Source organism: Pseudomonas sp. MBLB4123 (assembly GCF_051904775.1).
Taxonomy (GTDB): Bacteria; Pseudomonadota; Gammaproteobacteria; order Pseudomonadales; family Pseudomonadaceae; genus Aquipseudomonas; species Aquipseudomonas benzenivorans_B.
The window spans coordinates 3,341,492-3,358,393 of the sequence record NZ_CP196711.1 but is presented as its reverse complement, the minus strand read 5'-3'; the positions used below and the strand labels follow the sequence as shown (position 1 = coordinate 3,358,393).

Sequence of the window (16,902 nt, the reverse complement as noted above, 5' to 3'; positions counted from 1 at the left end):
CAGGCCGCTGCGCGGCCACCCCATCCAGGCAGATGCAGAACTGCTACTAAAACCAGCGTGAAGCCCACGGCAGGTTTTGTTAGCGGCTCTTTCGCCCCATCGACGTAGTAACGAGGGTTCGACCTCCATGAGTGAACACAACCAAGGCCTCGCGGCGCATCCGGGCGACTGGCCCAAGGCGCTGTTTTACGTGGCGCTGCTGTTCTCGACTTTCCAGATCATCACCGCGGCCTTTCACCCGGTATCCAGCCAGGTCCTGCGCGCGGTGCACGTCGGCTTCCTGCTGCTGACGGTGTTCCTCAGCGTGCCGGCCTTCGGCGCCAAGCAGCCCTGGCAGCCGCTGGCCTGGCTGCTGGGCCTGGCCGGCATGGCCACCGCCGCCTATCAGTGGGTGTTCGAGGCCGACCTGATCCAGCGTTCCGGCGACCTGACCGGCATGGACATGTTTATCGGCCTGGTGCTGATCGGCCTGGTATTCGAGGCGGCGCGGCGGGTGATGGGCATCGCCCTGCCGCTGATCTGCGGCCTGTTCCTCGCCTATGGCCTGCTCGGCCAGTACCTGCCGGGGGACCTGGCGCACCGCGGCTATGGCCTGGACCAGATCGTCAACCAGCTGTCCTTCGGCACCGAGGGCTTCTACGGCACGCCGACCTATGTCTCGGCCACCTACATCTTCCTGTTCATCCTGTTCGGCGCCTTCCTCGAGCAGGCCGGGATGATCAAGCTGTTCACCGACTTCGCCATGGGCCTGTTCGGCCACAAGCTCGGCGGTCCGGCCAAGGTCTCGGTGGTGTCCTCGGCGCTGATGGGCACCATCACCGGTTCCGGGGTGGCCAACGTGGTCACCACCGGTCAGTTCACCATCCCGCTGATGAAGCGCTTCGGCTACAAGCCGGCCTTCGCCGGCGGCGTGGAAGCCACCTCGAGCATGGGCAGCCAGATCATGCCGCCGATCATGGGCGCGGTGGCCTTCATCATGGCCGAGACCATCAACGTGCCCTTCTTCGAGGTGGCCAAGGCGGCGCTGCTGCCGGCACTGCTGTACTTCGGCTCGGTGTTCTGGATGGTCCACCTGGAGGCCAAGCGCGCCAACCTGCAGGGCCTGCCGAAGGACCAGTGCCCCGATCCCTGGGCCGCGGTGAAGCAGCGCTGGTACCTGCTGATCCCGCTGTTCATCCTGGTCTACCTGCTGTTCTCCGGGCGCACCCCGCTGTTCTCCGGCATGGTCGGCCTGGCCCTGACCGCCATCGTCATCCTCGGCTCGGCGATCATCCTGCGGGTGTCCTCGACCGCCCTGCGCATGGTCTTCTGGATCGTCCTCGGGGTGCTCTGCGCCGGCTTCTTCCAGCTCGGCATCGGCGTGGTGTTCGCTGTGGTCGGGCTGCTGGTGGCCACCTGCTGGTTCATCAAGGGCGGTCACGACACCCTGACCATCTGCCTGCACGCCCTGGTCGAAGGCGCGCGCCACGCGGTGCCGGTGGGCATCGCCTGTGCCCTGGTGGGGGTGATCATCGGCGTGGTGTCGCTGACCGGGGTGGCCTCGACCTTCGCCGGCTACATCCTGGCCATCGGCCAGGACAACCTGTTCCTCTCCCTGGTGCTGACCATGCTCACCTGCCTGGTGCTGGGCATGGGCATCCCGACCATCCCCAACTACATCATCACCAGCTCGATCGCCGCGCCGGCGCTGCTGGAGCTGGGGGTGCCGCTGATCGTCTCGCACATGTTCGTGTTCTACTTCGGCATCATGGCCGACCTCACCCCGCCGGTGGCCCTGGCCTGCTTCGCCGCGGCGCCGATCGCCAAGGAGAAGGGCCTGAAGATCAGCCTGTGGGCGATTCGCATCGCCATCGCCGGCTTCGTCGTGCCCTTCATGGCGGTCTACGACCCGGCCCTGATGCTGCAGGGCGACAGCTGGCTTGCGACCCTCTACATGCTGTTCAAGGCGGCCGTGGCCATCGGCCTGTGGGGCGCGGTGTTCACCGGTTTCCTGCACGCCAAGATGCCCTGGTGGGAGCGCGCGCTGGGCTTCGCCGCCGGTGCCAGCCTGATCCTGGCCACGCCGATGAGCGACGAGGTCGGCTTCGCCCTGGCGGCGCTGTTCCTCGCCCAGCACTTCTGGCGCGGTCGCCGCGCCCAGGCGGCCGCGGTGTGATCGGCCTGTGCATGGGCCTGGCCGGGACGGTGTGGGCACAGCTGCCCACGGCCGAGTTCACCCTGGCCTGGCAGCACACGATCGAGAAGGTCCGCTGGGAGGAGGATTACCGCGTCACCGCCGAGGGGCTGTTGCTCGGCGAGGCGCGGGTCAAGGGTTCGGGCGCCGGCATGGAAATACCGGACGGCGCCGAACTGCGTGAGGGCAGCTGGCATTACCGTCGCCAGTTACCGCCCCTGCAACCGCTGCGCTTGGGGCGAACCCCCGAGGCGGGGGACTACCAACTGTGTTTCGACCAGCGTTGTCGGCCGATGGCCGACTGGCTCGGCCCGCCACAAGCGAGCCGGCCGGCGCTGGAACTCTGGAGCTGTGAGCTCGGCTCCCCCTGATCCCCTGTGGATAAGGGCCTGGGCGCCGGTCGAGGCCGCGCCCGCTCACGGCGCCACAAGCGCCGGTGGCAACAGCACAACCGAACCCCCAGACGGCCTGGCCGCTGGGGGTTCCGTTCGTTTAGTCTCGGCAGACTTTCGGGGCGCCACGGCAGGGACGCACACATGAGCGAGCATCGCTACACCATCTACTACCTGGACATGCACTGTCCCTCGCAGCTGCGCGGCAAGCCGATGCTCGAGGACCTGGCCATCGTCGAATGCCGGATCAAGCAGTACCGCTTCAATCGCTTTCTCTACCAGCTGGTGGGCGCCCCCTGGGCCTGGACCGACAAGCTGAGCTGGTCCGACGCACAGTGGCAGGCGCTGGTCGAACAGCCGGGGCACCGTACCTGGGTGGCCTATCACCAGGGTGCCATCGCCGGTTACTACGAGTTGTTGCGCGATGCCGAGGGCGAAGTGGAGATCCTCTATTTCGGCCTGGTCGATAGCTTCGTCGGCAGAGGCTTCGGCGGCCCGCTGCTGACCCATGCCCTGCAGTCGGCCTGGGCCTGGGCGGGTACCCGGCGGGTCTGGGTGCACACCTGCACCTTCGATCACCCCAGTGCCCTGGCCAACTACCAGGCGCGCGGCCTGCGGCTCTATCGCGAGGAACTCTGCGTCGAGCCGGCCGACTAGTCGATCCCGTACTTGGCCTGCAAGCGCCGCAGCAGTTGCGGGTGCCGCTGCAGGAAGCGGTCGAACGCGGCGATCACCTCGGGGTGCAGGCGGCTGGACAGGTAATAGTGATCCTCGACATGGGGCAAATCGGCATCGAATACCAGGGCATCGCCCGCCAGGCCGGCGGCGGTCAGCGCCTGGTGCGCCACCTTGGGGTTGAGGTAGATGCCGTCGACACGGCCGCTCAGGGCCATGCGCAGCAGCGAGTCGATGCTGCTGCTCTGCGTCAGGGTCATGCGGCCGCCTTCGATATCGGCCAGGTAGGGCCAGGGGGTGAAGCCGAGGTGGGTGCCGAGCACTCTGATCCGGGCCTTGCCCAGGCCGAGCTGGCCGGGCGGCACCAGTACGCCGTCGCGGTAGGGGGCGACGGGGCGGCTGTAGCGGATCTGGTGGCCCTGCTTCTGCCGGGCCTTCCACTGCGGATGGTCGGGAAACTTGAAGTCCAGCCGGCCGGCCAGGTAGTCGCCCAGCAGGCGCTTGACCGGCAGGGCTACATAGACGAAGCGGTGACCCTGGTCGGCGGCGAAGGCGTCCAGCAGCTCCCGCGCGTAGCCCCGGTACTGGCCGTCCTGCACGGCGAAGTAGGGCAGGTAGGGCTGCAGCTCGACGCCGACGCGGAACTGCTCGGCCGGGGTTCCGGCGGCGGCGAGCCACAGGCTGGAACAGAGGATCATCGCTGACCAGGTCTTCATCGGCAGGTACCCGCTGAGAAGGTGCTATGCGTTGCGCAGGCGTTCAGCTCTAACCATAGCCCGGACCGCTGTTTGCGCCGTTCAGAGTATCGGCGAGATCAGCCGCGCCACGCGCATGGCCAGCTGTTGCAGGCGGTGCACCTTGCGTCGGTCGGCGTTGGCCAGTTCCCGGGAACGGGCGAAGTCCTCCTCGAGCATCTGCGCGACCTGGGCGGCGAACTCGTCGTCGACGGTGAGCAGGGTGATCTCGAAGTTCAGGCGGAACGAGCGGTTGTCCAGGTTGGCACTGCCGATGGCGCAGGCGCCGCGGTCGATCAGCATCACCTTCTGGTGCAGGAAGCCCGGCAGGTAGCGGAACACCCGGACCCCTGCGCGCAGCGCCTCGAAGGCGTAGAGGCTGGAGGCGGCGTAGACCATCCGGTGATCGGCGCGGGCCGGCAGCAGGATGCGCACGTCGACGCCGCGCAGCACCGCCAGGCGCAGGGCGCTGAACAGGGCCTCGTCGGGGACGAAGTAGGGGCTGGTGATCCAGATGCGCTCGCGCGCCGCGTGGATCGCCTCGACGAACAGCAGCGAGCCGGTCTCCTGGGCGTCGGCCGGGCCGCTGGTGATCACCTGGCAGAGCATGCCGCTACCGGGGTAGGCCGCGGGCAATAGCAGCGGCGGCATCTGCCGGGTGGCCCAGAACCAGTCCTCGGCGAAGGATTCCTGCAGGCAGGCCACCACCGGGCCGCGCACCTCGACATGGGTGTCGCGCCAGGGCGCCAGGGGCGGCTCGAGCCCCAGGTAGGCATCGCCGACGTTATGCCCGCCGAGAAAGCCGCGCTCGCCGTCGACCACCACGATCTTGCGGTGGTTGCGGAAGTTCAGCTGGAAGCGGTTGAGCAGGCCGCCGCGGGTGGGGAAGGCGTGGATCTGCACCCCGGCCAGGCGCAGGCTGTCGATGTACGGGCGCGGCAGGGCGTGGCTGCCGATGCCGTCATAGAGGAAGTACACCCGCACCCCGGCGCGGGCCCGGTCCAGCAGCAGGGCGTGCAGGCGCCGGCCCAGGGCGTCGTCGCGGACGATGAAGAACTGCAGCAGGATGACCTGGCGGGCCTCGGCCAGGGCGGCGAAGATCGCCGCGAAGGTCGCCTCGCCGTCGATCAGCAGGCGCACCTGGTTGTTCGCCAGGCAGGGCATCTGCCCCAGGCGCGGCAGGGCGCGCAGGCGGCGGAAGGCCTTGGACTCGCTGGCGGTGAGGGCCTCCTCGACCCAGGGGCGCCAGTTCAGCTGGGCCATGGCCCGGTGCATTTCCTGGTCGGCCAGGCGCCGGGCCTTGATATAGGCGTCGAAGCGGCTGCGGCCGAATACCAGATAGGGCAGCAGGGTCAGGTAGGGCATGAAGAACAGCGATACCGCCCAGGCGATGGCGCCCTGGGCGGTGCGCACGGTGAACACCGCGTGGATGGCCGCCAGCACGCCGAGGGCATGGATGGCGGCGATCAGGTAGGTGAACAAATGGGGGATGCCGAAGTCCGTGAGCATGCGTGTTCCTGTGATGCGGAGGCCGGTTGGAAAGGGGCCAGGGCCGTGTCGCAGTGTGGCACCAACCGGGGGCGCAGCGGCAATACCTGACGTTCTCGCTATGGACAGTGCCGCGCACGGACCGATTGTTTTACGACTGTGCTGTTAGGCTTATCGTTCAACCGGGCCAAGACCGGTTGATTCGAGCAGAGCGTCGGCCTCCGTCTACGCTTATCTGCGAGCCAAATGCATTTTAAGGAGCACATCACATGGCAAAAGATCCTGCGCAGGGCACGGCCCCGCCAGCGGACAGCCTGGATAGCATCCCGGCGCCGACTGGGGCGGCGAATCTGATCGACACCGACTACGTCATCGGTCAGGACAACATCAAGGGGCGGTATCTCTTCGACCTGGACATCCACGGCAAGGTCTTCAGCATTTCGGCCCTGGCCTCCGTACTGTTCGTAGTGCTGACCCTGGCCTTGCAAAGCGAGGTCGAGCCGCTGTTCACCGCCATCCGCGGCTGGTTGACCAGCAACCTGGCCTGGTTCTTCCTCGGTTCGGCGAATATCTTCGTGCTGCTCTGCCTGGGGCTGATCGTCTCGCCGCTGGGCAAGGTGCGTCTGGGCGGTCGCGAGGCCGTGCCGGACTATTCCTACTCCGGCTGGTTCGCCATGCTGTTCGCCGCCGGCATGGGCATCGGCCTGATGTTCTACGGCGTGGCCGAACCTATGTCGCACTTCTCCTCGGCCCTGGGCGGCACCAGCGTCGAGAACGGCGTGCGTACCGACTGGGCGCCCCTGGGCGCCGCCGCCGGCGATGCCGAGGCCGCCGCCAGCCTGAGCATGGCCGCCACCATCTTCCACTGGGGCCTGCACCCCTGGGCGATCTACGCCATCGTCGCGCTGTCCCTAGCGTTGTTCTCCTTCAACAAGGGCCTGCCGCTGAGCATCCGCTCGATCTTCTATCCGCTGCTCGGCGAGCGGGTCTGGGGTTGGCCGGGGCACGTGATCGACATCCTCGCGGTGTTTGCCACCCTGTTCGGCCTGGCCACCTCCCTGGGCCTGGGCGCCGAGCAGGCCGCCGCCGGTCTCGACTACCTGTTCGGCTTCACCGCCGACAACACCAGCAAGGTGCTGCTCGTCGTCGGCATCACCGCCATCGCCCTGATATCGGTGATGGCCGGCCTGGACAAGGGGGTCAAGCGCCTGTCGGAAATCAACATGGTGCTGGCCCTGCTGCTGCTGCTGTTCATCATCATCGCCGGTCCGACCCTGGCGATCGTCACCGGCTTCTTCAGCAACCTGGGCAGCTATGTGGTGAACCTGCCGGCGCTGTCCAACCCCTTCGGCCGCGAAGACGCCAACTTCAGCCAGGGCTGGACCGCCTTCTACTGGGCCTGGTGGATCAGCTGGTCGCCGTTCGTGGGCATGTTCATCGCCCGGGTCAGCCGTGGCCGCACGGTGCGCGAGTTCCTCATCGCGGTGCTGCTGGTGCCGTCCCTGGTCTCGGTGCTGTGGATGACCGCCTTCGGCGGCACGGCGCTCAGCCAGCTGATCGGCGACGGCTTCACCGGCGTGCAGGACGCGGCCCTGGAGCTGAAGCTGTTCTCCATGCTCGGCCAGCTGCCGCTGACCGAGATCAGCTCCTTCATCGGCATCGTCCTGGTGATCGTGTTCTTCGTCACCTCCTCGGACTCCGGTTCCCTGGTGATCGACACCATCACCGCCGGCGGCAAGGTCAACGCGCCGGTGCCGCAGCGGGCGTTCTGGGCGATCCTCGAAGGCGTGGTGGCCATCGCCCTGCTGCTCGGCGGTGGTCTGGTGGCCCTGCAGGCGATGGCGGTGTCCACCGGCCTGCCGTTCACCATCGTGTTGCTGGTGGGCTGCGTGTCCATCGTCAAGGGGCTGATGTCGGAACCGCGCTAAGCGCGGTGCCTGTCCGGCTTCAGCGGTGAAGAAGGCGTGCCCGGCGGGCACGCCTTTTTATTGCCAGAGTTCGCCGACGGCGATCTGTGCCGCGTCGAGGCTGGCCACCTGGGCCTGCAGCAGTTCGGCGGTGGCCAGGGCATCGGTCAGGGCGTGGTGGGCCTGGTACAGCGGCAGGCCATAGCGCAGGCGGCTGTCGGCCAGGCGGATCGACACGGGCTTCTTGCCCAGCAGCCGGTCCAGCCAGCCCGGACGGTGCTTGCCCAGGTGCAGGCGGGCCTCCAGTTGCATGGTGTCGATCAGCGGGAAGTGCAGCCCTTCGCCGACCAGCTGGCGCATGGCCTGATCGAGAAAGCCGCGTTCGATGCGCCGGTAGTGCACCACCACCACCTTGCCGGCCATGGCGGCCAGCAGTTCGTCGAGCACGTTGGCCAGGGGCGGCGCATCGCGGATATCCGAGTGGGTGATGTGATGGAAGGTCACCGACTGGCTGCTCAGTTCGCACACCGGTTTGACTACCCAGTACTTGGCCGCGCCGCAGCGGATGCGCTGCAGATTGAAGGGCACCAGGCCGAGGCTGACGATCGAGTCGCGCTGGCTGTCCAGGCCGGTGGTCTCCACATCGAGGGCGAGCAACGGCACCTGCTCCAGCGGCGTATCGGCGCTTACCGTGCCGGCCCGGTAGAAGCGCGCCAGCCGTTCATCGCGGGTGCTCTCCGCCAGATCGCCGAGTATTTTCGGCCAGTCCGGGATCACGCCATGGCTGGTCTTGCGCAGGCTTTCGGGCAGGCTCATAGCGGCCGCCCCGGTTCTTGTCCCGGATAGCGGAAACGCAGGAAGCGCTGCGCATTGCTCAGCACCTGGAAGGCCGACTTGAGGTCATGCCGGTCGCTGGAGGAAATTTTCTCCGGTTCGATGTAGTTGTCCGGGTCGCGGCCCTCTTGCAGGTCCATGGCCTGGTGGCGAATGCGCACGATGGAGAGGAACTCCAGGGCATGGCGCAGCTGGGTGATTGCCTCCTCGGTCAGCAGCTTGGTTTCGCCGATGGCATCCAGGCGCTCCAGGGAGTTCTGCGCCTTGGAGCCGCAGGCCAGCGCGTGCACGCGGATCAGGTCGGTCAGCGGCGCGGTGCCACGGCCCTTGAGGTTGATGATGTTGTTCTGCTGGCCGTCCTTCTCCATCACGAAGGTGCGGAAGAAGCCCAGTGGCGGGGTGCGGTTGAGCGCGTTGCGCGCCAGGCTGGCGAGGAACATGGGGTTGCGGCTGGCCTTCTCGGCCAGCAGCTCCTTGAGGCTCTCGACCAGCCCGGCCTCGCCGTAGACGCTGTCCAGATCGAAGAAGATGCAGGCGTTGAGCAGGGTCTCCGGGTTGGGTTGCTCGATCCACTGGTTGAAATAGCCTTTCCACACCCGCAGCGGCTGGCGCCACTTGGGGTTGGTGGCCATGATCCCGCCCTTGCAATAGCTGTAGCCGCAGGCCGCCAGGCCGTCGCTGACGAAGGTCGCCAGCTTGAGGAAGTACTCGTCGTGCACCCGCGGGTCGAAACGGTTGTCGAGGACCAGGGCGTTGTCCTGGTCGGTGACTATCAGCTGCTCGTCGCGGGCCATGGAGCCCAGGGCCATGAAACAGTAGGGCACCGGGGGCGGGCCGAGTTCTTCCTCGGCCAGCTCCAGCAGGCGTTGGGTGAGGCTGCGGCCGATGCCCGACATGGCGCTGCCGATCATGTGGGAGTTGGCCTCTTCGTTGACCATGCGCAGGAAGGTCGCGCGCAGATCCGGCAGCAGCGCCTGCAACTCGACCACCGACTTGCGGTTGAAGATGGTATTGACCAGATACAGGCTGCTCTGCGACTCGTACTTGATGATGTCCGAGAGGTTGATGACCCCGACAGGGCGCTGGCGATGCACCACCGGCAGGTGGTGGATGTTGTTGCGCAGCATGCACAGCATGGCTTCGAACACCGAGTCCTCGGCCTGGATGGTGATCGGGTTGGGCGACATCACCTGGTCGACCGGGGTGTCGAGGGGCAGGCCTTCGGCGAGCACCCGGGTGCGCAGGTCGCGGTCGGTGGTGATGCCGGCCATGATCTGGGTCTGCCGGGGGCCCGTGTCGGCGGCCGGAGTCGAGCCGAAGATCACCAGTGACGACACGCCGTGCTCGGTCATCACCCGCGCGGCGTCCTGCACCGAGGTGCCCACGGGCACGCTGACCGTGCGCCGGGTGATGAGTTTGCGCACCTCGATGCTCAGCAGTTCCGTGGCCGTGCCCTGGGGCGCTTCCTTGGATTTCAGGCGCGACAGGCCCTCGGCCTCGACGAAGTCGGCGAAGTGGTCGTAGGTCTCGCACAGCTGTTCGAACAGGCCGCCGGGAATGAAGTAGATCAGGCTGTCTTCGATGGCCCTGGCCGGCAGGCGCACCTTGTGGCCGCGCAGCAGGCCGAACTGGCCGAACACCTCGCCCTCGGCCAGACGGTTGTAGAGCTCGCCATTGCGCCGGTAGATCTCCACGGCGCCGCTGCGGATGTAGTGCAGGTCCTCGATCGGCTCGCCGTAGCTGAGGATGTCGCTGCCGGCCTTGAAGTAGCCGACCTCCACCTGCCGGGCGATGTCATCGACGACCTCCTCCGGCAACGCGTCGAAGGGCGCGTAACGACTCAGATGGTCGCGTATTTCGATGATTTCGACCTGCATGCGCTCCTCGCTGGCTGGATCGGTGGTCAAGGCAAGACCATAACCGCTATTGCCGCATTATGCCCGCTGTGCTGCGACGAACTCGGGTCGCTGCACGCCAATCGAGGAGTAGAGCCCAGGCGGGCCCTCAGGCATTGTTGCCGCCGTCCGGCGGGCGATCCATGGCGTGCAGTCCAACCGGGCGTTAAGCGCTGCCCAACCGGGGGCTGTCGCCGAAGCCTAGCCGTGGCGCGCTCAGCGGCGATTCGCCCCGCTGCCAGTGGCTTTCGGCCTGGGCATCGTGGGCATGCAGGCTCTCGGCATGCACCACCCGCACCGTGAAAGCCTGCAGCCGGGGCTGTTGGCCCAGGGCCTGGTGCAGGCGGCGGGCGGCGTCTTCGCAGAACATCAGGTTCTGCCCGTTGGCCAGGGCGAAGGCCTGCTCGTCGGCACGCTTGACCGCAGTCTGCACGGCAGTGCCGAGAGCCCGTTCGGCGGCGTCGAGCAGCTCGAGCAGCGGCAGGTCGTCGGCGCCTTTTTCCAGGCGCACGCGCAGGGTCGCGTGGCTGCGTTGGCTGTGGGGCGTGGCGAGGATGCCCTGGGTCGAACCGAGCCAGGCCAGCAGGCGCTCGTGATCGAGTGCCTGGTCGGCGAAGTCCTCGACGAAGCGTCGCTGGATCAGCTGGCGGGCCAGGGCAGCGGAACAGGGACAGGTCGAGGAGTAGGCCAGGGTCAGCTGCAGTTCCACGTGGAACCCGCGCCGATCCTGGCGTGCGTGCACCTCGAAGGGGTAGGACTTCCAGCCGGCCAGCGCGCTGACCAGGGCCGGACGCTGCAGCAGGACCTCGCCGCGCAGACTCAGGTAGGCCGTCTCGGACAGGCCGTCGTGACTGGCGAGGAAGTCTTCCAGCACCTGCTGCAGCAGCGCCGGGGTCAGGGACCGATGTTCCAGGATTTGCAGGGCCAGGTAGAGCCGCGACATGTGAATGCCGCGGCTGCCGCCATTGTCCAGGCTGACGCCGGCGTCGGCGCGGGCATTGATGCGCTGCCCGAGCAGCAGCACAGGCAGGGCGATGGCGCCCATGCCGACCCAGTCCAGGGGTAGGTCATGGGCTGTGGCATGGGACGCGATGTCCGGGAGTATCTGGGCAGTCATCGGAGTTCCGGGGGCAGTGTCGAATCATTGGTGTTATGTTATAACAAATAATATGTTGCCGGGACGATCCCGCGCAACTCGACCACTGCCGCCTCTAGCCCTGGAGTTCCATCGTGCCCAAGCGCCTCCCCGTTACCCTGTTGTCCGGCTTTCTCGGCGCCGGCAAGAGCACCCTGCTCAATCACATCCTGAAGAACCGCGAAGGGCTCAGGGTCGCGGTGATCGTCAACGATATGAGCGAGATCAACATCGATGGCCACGAGGTGCAGCGCGATGTCGGCCTGAGCCGCACCGAGGAAAGGCTGGTGGAGATGAGCAACGGCTGCATCTGCTGCACCCTGCGCGAGGACCTGCTTGAAGAGGTCAGCCGCCTGGCCCGCGACGGCCGCTTCGACTACCTGCTGATCGAGTCCACCGGCATCTCCGAGCCCTTGCCGGTGGCCGAGACCTTCACCTTTCGCGACGAACAGGGCCAGAGCCTGGCGGATCTGGCGCGCCTCGACACCCTGGTGACGGTGGTGGATGGGGTCAACTTCCTGCGCGACTTTCACGCCGCCGAAAGCCTGGTCAGCCGTGGCGAAACCCTCGGCGAGGACGACCAGCGCTCGATCACCGATCTGCTGATCGAGCAGGTGGAGTTCGCCGACGTCATCCTGATCAGCAAGACCGACCTGATCTCCAGTGCCGAGCGCGAGGAGCTGAGCGCCATTCTGCGAGGCCTCAATACCGAGGCCGAAATCTGGCCCATGGTCATGGGCCAGGTGCCGCTGGCGCGAATACTCGACACCGGTCGCTTCGACTTCGCCCGCGCCGCCCAGGCGCCCGGCTGGCTCAAGCAGCTGCGCGGCGAGCAGATGCCGGAGACCGAGGAATACGGCATCGCTTCCGGCGCCTACCAGGCGCGTCGGCCGTTTCATCCCGAACGCTTCTTCGATTTCCTCTCTCGGGAGTGGAGCAATGGCCGCTTGCTGCGCTCCAAGGGTTTCTTCTGGCTGGCGAGCAAGCCCGAGGAGGCCGGCAGCTGGTCCCAGGCCGGCGGCCTGATGCGGCATGGCTATGCCGGCCGCTGGTGGCGCTTCGTGCCCAAGGCGCAGTGGCCGCAGGACGAAGAGGGCCAGGCGACGATCCTGGGCAAGTGGCACGCCACGGTCGGTGACTGCCGCCAGGAACTGGTGTTCATCGGCCAGCATATCGATTTCACTCGTCTCAACGCCGAACTGGACGCCTGTTTGCTCGACGACGGCGAGCTGGCCCAGGGCCCGGAGGCCTGGCGCGTCATGCCCGATCCGTTCGGGCCCTGGCAGCAGGAGGCCGACTGATGCCGGCGCCGTATCGACCCTTGCCACGCCAGGTGGCGGGGGAGCGGATGCAGGTGCTGACCGAGGTGCTGCGCGATGACGTCAACCTGGCGGTCTGGCAGCGCCGGCTGGAGCCCCGGGTCGCCAGCTTCGCCGCGCAACTGCTGGCCACGGGCGCGCCGTTGGCGCACAGCCTGACCCTGGAGCTGGCGGCCGAGGATGCCGAGCCGGACCTGCGGGGGCTGCTCGCCGGTTTCGATGAGCTACCCGGCTGCCAGGCGTTTCGCGCCGATGTCGCCTGGCTGGTGCGGGCCTATGCCTGCCTGCTCGATGCCCGCCTGATCGGCCTGCGCCTGCGCGCGCTGGACCGGGCCATGTGTCCGCGCTTTCATGTCGACCGGGTGCCCCTGCGCCTGGTCACCAGCTATGCCGGCGGCGGCAGCCAGTGGCTGAAGGAGGGCGTGCTGCCGCGCGCGGGGCTGGGCCAGGCGGCTGCCGAGGGGCAGGTGGCGCCGATCGAGCAGCTCGAGAGCGGCCATGTGGCGTTGCTCAAGGGCGAGGGCTGGCTGGGTAACGAGGGCCGCGGGCTGATCCATCGCTCGCCGCAACCGGTCCCCGGTCAGCGGCGTCTGCTGCTGACCCTGGACTGGCTGGAGTGAACGGCCGCGGGGCGTCAGCGCGCCATCCAGACGCCGCGGTTCTGCCCCTCGCAGAAGGGTTTCAGGTAGTTGGCGTCGGTGGCCACGCCGTAGTAGTGGATGTCCTGCTGGTAGGGGGTGCCACCGACCTTGGCGCTGCGACAGACGCCGAAGGCGCCGAGCGGGCACTGCTCGACGAAGGCCACCTCGACCTTCTGGCCTTTCAGCTGGGGCTGACAGAAGCCGCTGCGGAACAGGTTCGGCGGGATGCTGCGGTTCTGCTGACAGACCTTGACGTCCAGGCGTTCGGCCTGGCTGTGAATCACGCAGGCCTCGCCCCAGGCCAGGGAGGACAGGCTACAGAGGATCAGCGGCGCTAGACGACGCATCGTATGGGCTCCGGGTTCGTGTGCCGGCGACTCTAGCACGGGGACTTTGCGGCGTCAGCGCATGGCGTCGGCAGCCCGCCCTTCTCCTCGCCGCGGTAAAGCCGCACCATAGGCCCATGCTCAATCATATCCCCACCCACCTGATCGGTGGCCCCCTGGGCGCCGGCAAGACCAGCCTGATTCGCCAGTTGCTGGCGCAGCGGCCGGCGCACGAGCGCTGGGCGGTGCTGGTCAACGAGTTCGGCCAGATCGGCCTGGACGCCGCCCTGCTCGCCAGCGACGCCGACGGCGTGGCCCTCGGCGAGGTGGCCGGCGGCTGCCTGTGTTGCGTCAACGGCGTGCCCTTCCAGGTCGGCCTGGGCCGTCTGCTGCGCAGGGCCCGGCCGCAGCGCCTGCTGATCGAGCCGTCCGGACTCGGCCACCCGCTGCAGCTGTTGGCGCAACTGCGTCAACCGCCCTGGGCCGGGGTGCTGGCCGTGCAGCCGGCGCTGCTGGTGCTCGATGCCGCAGCCCTGGCCGCCGGTCAACCCCTGGCCGACAGCCAGCAGGCGGCGCTGGAGGCGGCCGGCCTGCTGCTGCTGAACAAGGCCGAAGGCCTGGACGAGAAGGCCAGGGCGCGGGTCCTGGCCCGGCTGCCGCAACGGCCGCTGCGCTGGACCAGCCAGGCGGTGCTGCCACTGGCGGCTCTGCCGGGCTATGCCGGCAGCGTGGCGGCCGGCATCGAGCTGCCGGACGTGCCCGAGTCGAGCGCGCCGCTGCCGAGTATCCGGCCCGCGGTGGACGCGCCGATCTGCCAGACCCAGGTGGGCCCGGAAGGCTGGAGCATCGGCTGGACCTGGCACTCCAGTCAGCGCTTCGTGCGGCAACGGGTGCAGCAGTGGCTCGAGACCCTGCCCTGGCGCCGCGCCAAGCTGGTGCTGCACACCGACGCCGGCTGGCTGTCGGCCAATGCCCTGGATGGCCGGCCCCTGCACTGGCAGGCCAGCGCCTGGCGCCAGGATTCGCGCCTGGAGCTGATCTTCGCCGAGGCACAGGATGCCGCTGCCCTGTCCTCCGCCTTCGGCCGCTGCCGTCTGACCTGAGAGCCGCGGCCTCTTCGCCATCCGGGGCCCGTCATGGCGCATACGCGGCAGAACCGGCGGGTCACCGGCGCAGGCCTGATAAGCTTGGCTGTCGTCCCTTGATCGCCGAATACCACCATGCATCTAGAGTCCTGGTCCCATGCCTGTTCCGCCGGTTTCACCCTGCGCGGTTGGCACTCGCACCCCAGTGGCAAGCCGCTGCTGCACTTCCTGCACGGCAACGGCTATTGCGGGCGCGTCTACGAGCCCATGCTGGAGCGCCTGGCCGAGGACTTCGACCTCTGGCTGTGCGACGTGCAGGGGCATGGCGACAGCGACCATGGCGGCCGCTTCCACGGCTGGAACCGCAGCGCCGAGCTGGCCCTGGAGGCCTTCGCCCAGGGCCGCGGCGCCTTCGGTGCGGTGCCCGTGCATGCCGTCGGCCACAGTTTCGGCGGGGTGCTCAGCAGCCTGATGCTGGCCCAGCAGCCGCAGCTGTTCCAGCGCGCGGTGCTGCTCGACCCGGTGCTCTTCACCCCGGCGATGATCGGCGTGATGGCGCTGTCCGATGTGGTCGGCCTGGCCCGGCGCAACACCCTGGCGAGCAAGGCGCGCAAGCGCCGCCGGCAGTGGCCGGATCGCCTCGCCGCCCATGCCGCCCTGCACGGCCGCGGCATGTTCCGCGGCTGGAGCGAGGCGGCGTTCGAGGCCTATATCAACCATGCCCTGAAAGACACCGAGGACGGCGTCGAGCTCAAATGCCGGCCGAGCCGCGAGGCGGATATCTTCGGCTCGTTTCCCAAGCGTCTGTGGCCGTCGTTGGCCAAGGTGCTGACGCCGACCCAGGTGCTCTATGGCCAGCGCAGCTATCCCTTCGTCGCCAAGTCGGTGGCGCGCTGGTGCGCCGGCAATCCCCATGTGCATGCCCAGGTGGTGGCGGGCGGGCATTGCTTCATGCAGGAGCAACCGGACGCCGCCGCCGAGCGGGTGCGGGCGTTTCTCCAGGCGGCCGGTTGATGCGACCCGCCAGGGCCGCGCGGAACCGCTGGAGGGCGGTGTGGTCTAGGCTGCGGGCTCAATCACCGGGAACGATCATGAAACGCATGCTTTGCAGCGCCTTGCTGGTGCTGGCCGGCCACGTCCAGGCCCTGGACTGGCAGGACAGCCCGGCGCTGGACCAGGCCTTCGCCCGTGCCGGGGCGACGGGCACCTTCGTCCTCCACGAAGTCGGCAGCGAGCAGCTGCAGGGACACAATCGCCGGCGCGCGGAAACCCGTTACCCGCCGGCCTCCACCTTCAAGGTCGCCAACAGCCTGATCGGCCTGGCGACGGGCGCGGTCGCCAGCGTCGACGAGGTGTTCCCCTACGACGGCACGCCGAGGTTCCTCAAGAGCTGGGAGCGCGACATGGGCCTGCGCGAGGCGATCAGGGTGTCCAACCTGCCCGTGTACCAGGCGTTGGCGCGGCGTATCGGCCTGCCGCGCATGCGCCGCCAGGTCGCGGCCCTGGGCTATGGCAACGGCGAGGTCGGCACTGTAGTCGACAGGTTCTGGCTGGACGGGCCGCTGGCGATCAGCGCCGTGGAACAGAGCGAGTTTCTCGCCCGCCTGAGCCAGGATCGGCTGCCCCTGGAGCCGGCCATTCAGGCCAAGGTGCGGGAGATCAGCCTGCTCGAGCAGGGGCCGGGCTGGCGCCTGTACGGCAAGACGGGGTGGGCCACGTCCGTCGAGCCGGCCCTCGGCTGGTGGGTGGGCTGGCTGGAGCAGGACGGCAAGCGCTACAGCTTCGCGCTGAACATGGACATCCATGACCAGGCCGCGCTGCCCGAGCGCGTGGCCCTGGGCAAGGCCAGCCTGCGTGCCCTGGGGCTGCTGTAGCCCCAGGCCTCAGCGCTCGCGCTCGCGGCGCCAGCGCTCCAGTTCGATCACCCGGGGATTGTCCGCCGGCGGGGCATTGAAGGGGTGCGGCGCCAGCTCGATACGGCCCAGCTGCTGGCCGAACATGACGATGCTGCCGGCGTGGCGCTGCTCGCCGGTGACGGTGAACTCGAAGCCGTAGACCCGGGCCAGGCGCTTGCGCCCGCGGGCGTCGGCCAGCAGGGTGATCTTGCGCAGGGCGACGTTACCGTCGAGCAACTCGACATCGGCCTTGGCGCAGTGCTGCTTGACCAGGGCCAGGGCGCGCTCGCGCAGGCCGTGGGCGTGCCACAACCAGGCGCCGGCGGTGGCCAGCAGCATCAGGACGAAGATATTGCCGAGGGTCAGCATGGGGGCTCCAGGCGGCCATGGAGATCGGCCGGGG

16 protein-coding genes are annotated in these 16,902 nt (G+C 68.1%); 9 read left to right on the top strand and 7 right to left on the bottom strand.

Annotation, left to right across the window (positions count from 1 at the left end; genetic code table 11):
* Positions 1–127: 127 nt before the first annotated feature.
* The 3 genes from ACSX1C_RS15525 to ACSX1C_RS15515 all read left to right on the top strand — a co-directional run bounded on the left by ACSX1C_RS15525 (position 128) and on the right by ACSX1C_RS15515 (position 3,222).
* A complete protein-coding gene (locus ACSX1C_RS15525; RefSeq protein WP_439886879.1) occupies positions 128–2,155 on the top strand; it encodes a TRAP transporter permease in 2,028 nt (675 codons plus the stop codon).
* Positions 2,152–2,544 (top strand): DUF1850 domain-containing protein, encoded by a 393-nt coding sequence (locus ACSX1C_RS15520; RefSeq protein WP_439886878.1) that lies wholly within the window; start codon positions 2,152–2,154, stop codon positions 2,542–2,544. Before ACSX1C_RS15525 ends, ACSX1C_RS15520 begins: the two co-directional genes overlap by 4 nt.
* Positions 2,545–2,709: 165 nt before the next feature.
* On the top strand, positions 2,710–3,222 hold the full coding sequence (locus tag ACSX1C_RS15515) for a GNAT family N-acetyltransferase (RefSeq protein WP_439886877.1): 513 nt from the start codon (positions 2,710–2,712) through the stop codon (positions 3,220–3,222).
* Here ACSX1C_RS15515 and ACSX1C_RS15510 read toward each other — a convergent pair.
* Positions 3,219–3,956, bottom strand: a complete 738-nt coding sequence (locus ACSX1C_RS15510; RefSeq protein WP_439886876.1) for a substrate-binding periplasmic protein — start codon at positions 3,954–3,956, stop codon at positions 3,219–3,221. The genes ACSX1C_RS15515 and ACSX1C_RS15510 overlap by 4 nt on opposite strands.
* 81 nt (positions 3,957–4,037) lie before the next feature.
* Positions 4,038–5,483, bottom strand: coding sequence for a cardiolipin synthase (gene cls / locus ACSX1C_RS15505; protein ID WP_439886875.1), 1,446 nt, complete (start codon positions 5,481–5,483; stop codon positions 4,038–4,040).
* A 248-nt stretch (positions 5,484–5,731) separates the two neighbouring features.
* On the opposite strand from cls, the gene ACSX1C_RS15500 reads away from it, so the two are divergent.
* Entirely contained in the window at positions 5,732–7,390 is a 1,659-nt protein-coding gene (locus ACSX1C_RS15500; protein ID WP_439886874.1) for a BCCT family transporter, read from the top strand.
* 57 nt (positions 7,391–7,447) lie between these two features.
* Here the strand turns inward: ACSX1C_RS15500 and ACSX1C_RS15495 are convergent, their stop codons facing one another.
* From ACSX1C_RS15495 to folE2, 3 genes are all read right to left on the bottom strand, one after another.
* The gene (locus ACSX1C_RS15495) at positions 7,448–8,185 is read right to left on the bottom strand and encodes a 3'-5' exonuclease (RefSeq protein WP_439886873.1); all 738 of its coding nucleotides are present in this window, start codon (positions 8,183–8,185) and stop codon (positions 7,448–7,450) included.
* Entirely contained in the window at positions 8,182–10,080 is a 1,899-nt protein-coding gene (locus ACSX1C_RS15490; protein ID WP_439889430.1) for a DUF294 nucleotidyltransferase-like domain-containing protein, read from the bottom strand. The genes ACSX1C_RS15495 and ACSX1C_RS15490 overlap by 4 nt, the downstream gene beginning before the upstream one ends.
* A gap of 184 nt (positions 10,081–10,264) precedes the next feature.
* Entirely contained in the window at positions 10,265–11,215 is a 951-nt protein-coding gene (gene folE2, locus ACSX1C_RS15485) for a GTP cyclohydrolase FolE2 (RefSeq protein ID WP_439886872.1), read from the bottom strand.
* Positions 11,216–11,328: 113 nt separating this feature from the next.
* Between folE2 and zigA the strand changes: the two genes are divergently transcribed.
* Positions 11,329–12,534, top strand: a complete 1,206-nt coding sequence (gene zigA, locus ACSX1C_RS15480) for a zinc metallochaperone GTPase ZigA (protein WP_439886871.1) — start codon at positions 11,329–11,331, stop codon at positions 12,532–12,534.
* Positions 12,534–13,172, top strand: coding sequence for a DUF1826 domain-containing protein (locus tag ACSX1C_RS15475; RefSeq protein WP_439886870.1), 639 nt, complete (start codon positions 12,534–12,536; stop codon positions 13,170–13,172). The genes zigA and ACSX1C_RS15475 overlap by 1 nt, the downstream gene beginning before the upstream one ends.
* A gap of 14 nt (positions 13,173–13,186) precedes the next feature.
* Here ACSX1C_RS15475 and ACSX1C_RS15470 read toward each other — a convergent pair whose 3' ends face one another.
* Positions 13,187–13,540 (bottom strand): NADH:ubiquinone oxidoreductase, encoded by a 354-nt coding sequence (locus ACSX1C_RS15470; RefSeq protein ID WP_439886869.1) that lies wholly within the window; start codon positions 13,538–13,540, stop codon positions 13,187–13,189.
* A 116-nt stretch (positions 13,541–13,656) separates the two neighbouring features.
* On the opposite strand from ACSX1C_RS15470, the gene ACSX1C_RS15465 reads away from it, so the two are divergent.
* The 3 genes from ACSX1C_RS15465 to blaOXA all read left to right on the top strand — a co-directional run bounded on the left by ACSX1C_RS15465 (position 13,657) and on the right by blaOXA (position 16,478).
* Positions 13,657–14,622 carry a CobW family GTP-binding protein gene (locus ACSX1C_RS15465; RefSeq protein WP_439886868.1) on the top strand — a complete coding sequence of 322 codons (966 nt, stop codon included), beginning with the start codon at positions 13,657–13,659 and terminating at the stop codon, positions 14,620–14,622.
* A gap of 117 nt (positions 14,623–14,739) precedes the next feature.
* On the top strand, positions 14,740–15,618 hold the full coding sequence (locus tag ACSX1C_RS15460; RefSeq protein WP_439886867.1) for an alpha/beta fold hydrolase: 879 nt from the start codon (positions 14,740–14,742) through the stop codon (positions 15,616–15,618).
* 77 nt (positions 15,619–15,695) lie between these two features.
* The gene (blaOXA, locus tag ACSX1C_RS15455; RefSeq protein ID WP_439886866.1) at positions 15,696–16,478 is read left to right on the top strand and encodes a class D beta-lactamase; all 783 of its coding nucleotides are present in this window, start codon (positions 15,696–15,698) and stop codon (positions 16,476–16,478) included.
* 9 nt (positions 16,479–16,487) lie between these two features.
* Here the strand turns inward: blaOXA and ACSX1C_RS15450 are convergent, their stop codons facing one another.
* Entirely contained in the window at positions 16,488–16,868 is a 381-nt protein-coding gene (locus ACSX1C_RS15450; protein ID WP_369960405.1) for a DUF3301 domain-containing protein, read from the bottom strand.
* Positions 16,869–16,902 lie beyond the last annotated feature (34 nt).

Bases quoted from the DNA above. Each gene is read 5' to 3' on its own strand.
- ACSX1C_RS15525 (WP_439886879.1), top strand. From the start codon at position 128: ATGAGTGAACACAACCAAGGCCTCGCGGCGCATCCGGGCGACTGGCCC.
- ACSX1C_RS15515 (WP_439886877.1), top strand. From the start codon at position 2,710: ATGAGCGAGCATCGCTACACCATCTACTACCTGGACATGCACTGTCCC.
- ACSX1C_RS15510 (WP_439886876.1), bottom strand. From the start codon at position 3,956: ATGAAGACCTGGTCAGCGATGATCCTCTGTTCCAGCCTGTGGCTCGCC.
- cls (WP_439886875.1), bottom strand. From the start codon at position 5,483: ATGCTCACGGACTTCGGCATCCCCCATTTGTTCACCTACCTGATCGCC.
- ACSX1C_RS15500 (WP_439886874.1), top strand. From the start codon at position 5,732: ATGGCAAAAGATCCTGCGCAGGGCACGGCCCCGCCAGCGGACAGCCTG.
- ACSX1C_RS15495 (WP_439886873.1), bottom strand. From the start codon at position 8,185: ATGAGCCTGCCCGAAAGCCTGCGCAAGACCAGCCATGGCGTGATCCCG.
- ACSX1C_RS15490 (WP_439889430.1), bottom strand. From the start codon at position 10,080: ATGCAGGTCGAAATCATCGAAATACGCGACCATCTGAGTCGTTACGCG.
- folE2 (WP_439886872.1), bottom strand. From the start codon at position 11,215: ATGACTGCCCAGATACTCCCGGACATCGCGTCCCATGCCACAGCCCAT.
- ACSX1C_RS15475 (WP_439886870.1), top strand. From the start codon at position 12,534: ATGCCGGCGCCGTATCGACCCTTGCCACGCCAGGTGGCGGGGGAGCGG.
- ACSX1C_RS15470 (WP_439886869.1), bottom strand. From the start codon at position 13,540: ATGCGTCGTCTAGCGCCGCTGATCCTCTGTAGCCTGTCCTCCCTGGCC.
- ACSX1C_RS15465 (WP_439886868.1), top strand. From the start codon at position 13,657: ATGCTCAATCATATCCCCACCCACCTGATCGGTGGCCCCCTGGGCGCC.
- ACSX1C_RS15460 (WP_439886867.1), top strand. From the start codon at position 14,740: ATGCATCTAGAGTCCTGGTCCCATGCCTGTTCCGCCGGTTTCACCCTG.
- blaOXA (WP_439886866.1), top strand. From the start codon at position 15,696: ATGAAACGCATGCTTTGCAGCGCCTTGCTGGTGCTGGCCGGCCACGTC.
- ACSX1C_RS15450 (WP_369960405.1), bottom strand. From the start codon at position 16,868: ATGCTGACCCTCGGCAATATCTTCGTCCTGATGCTGCTGGCCACCGCC.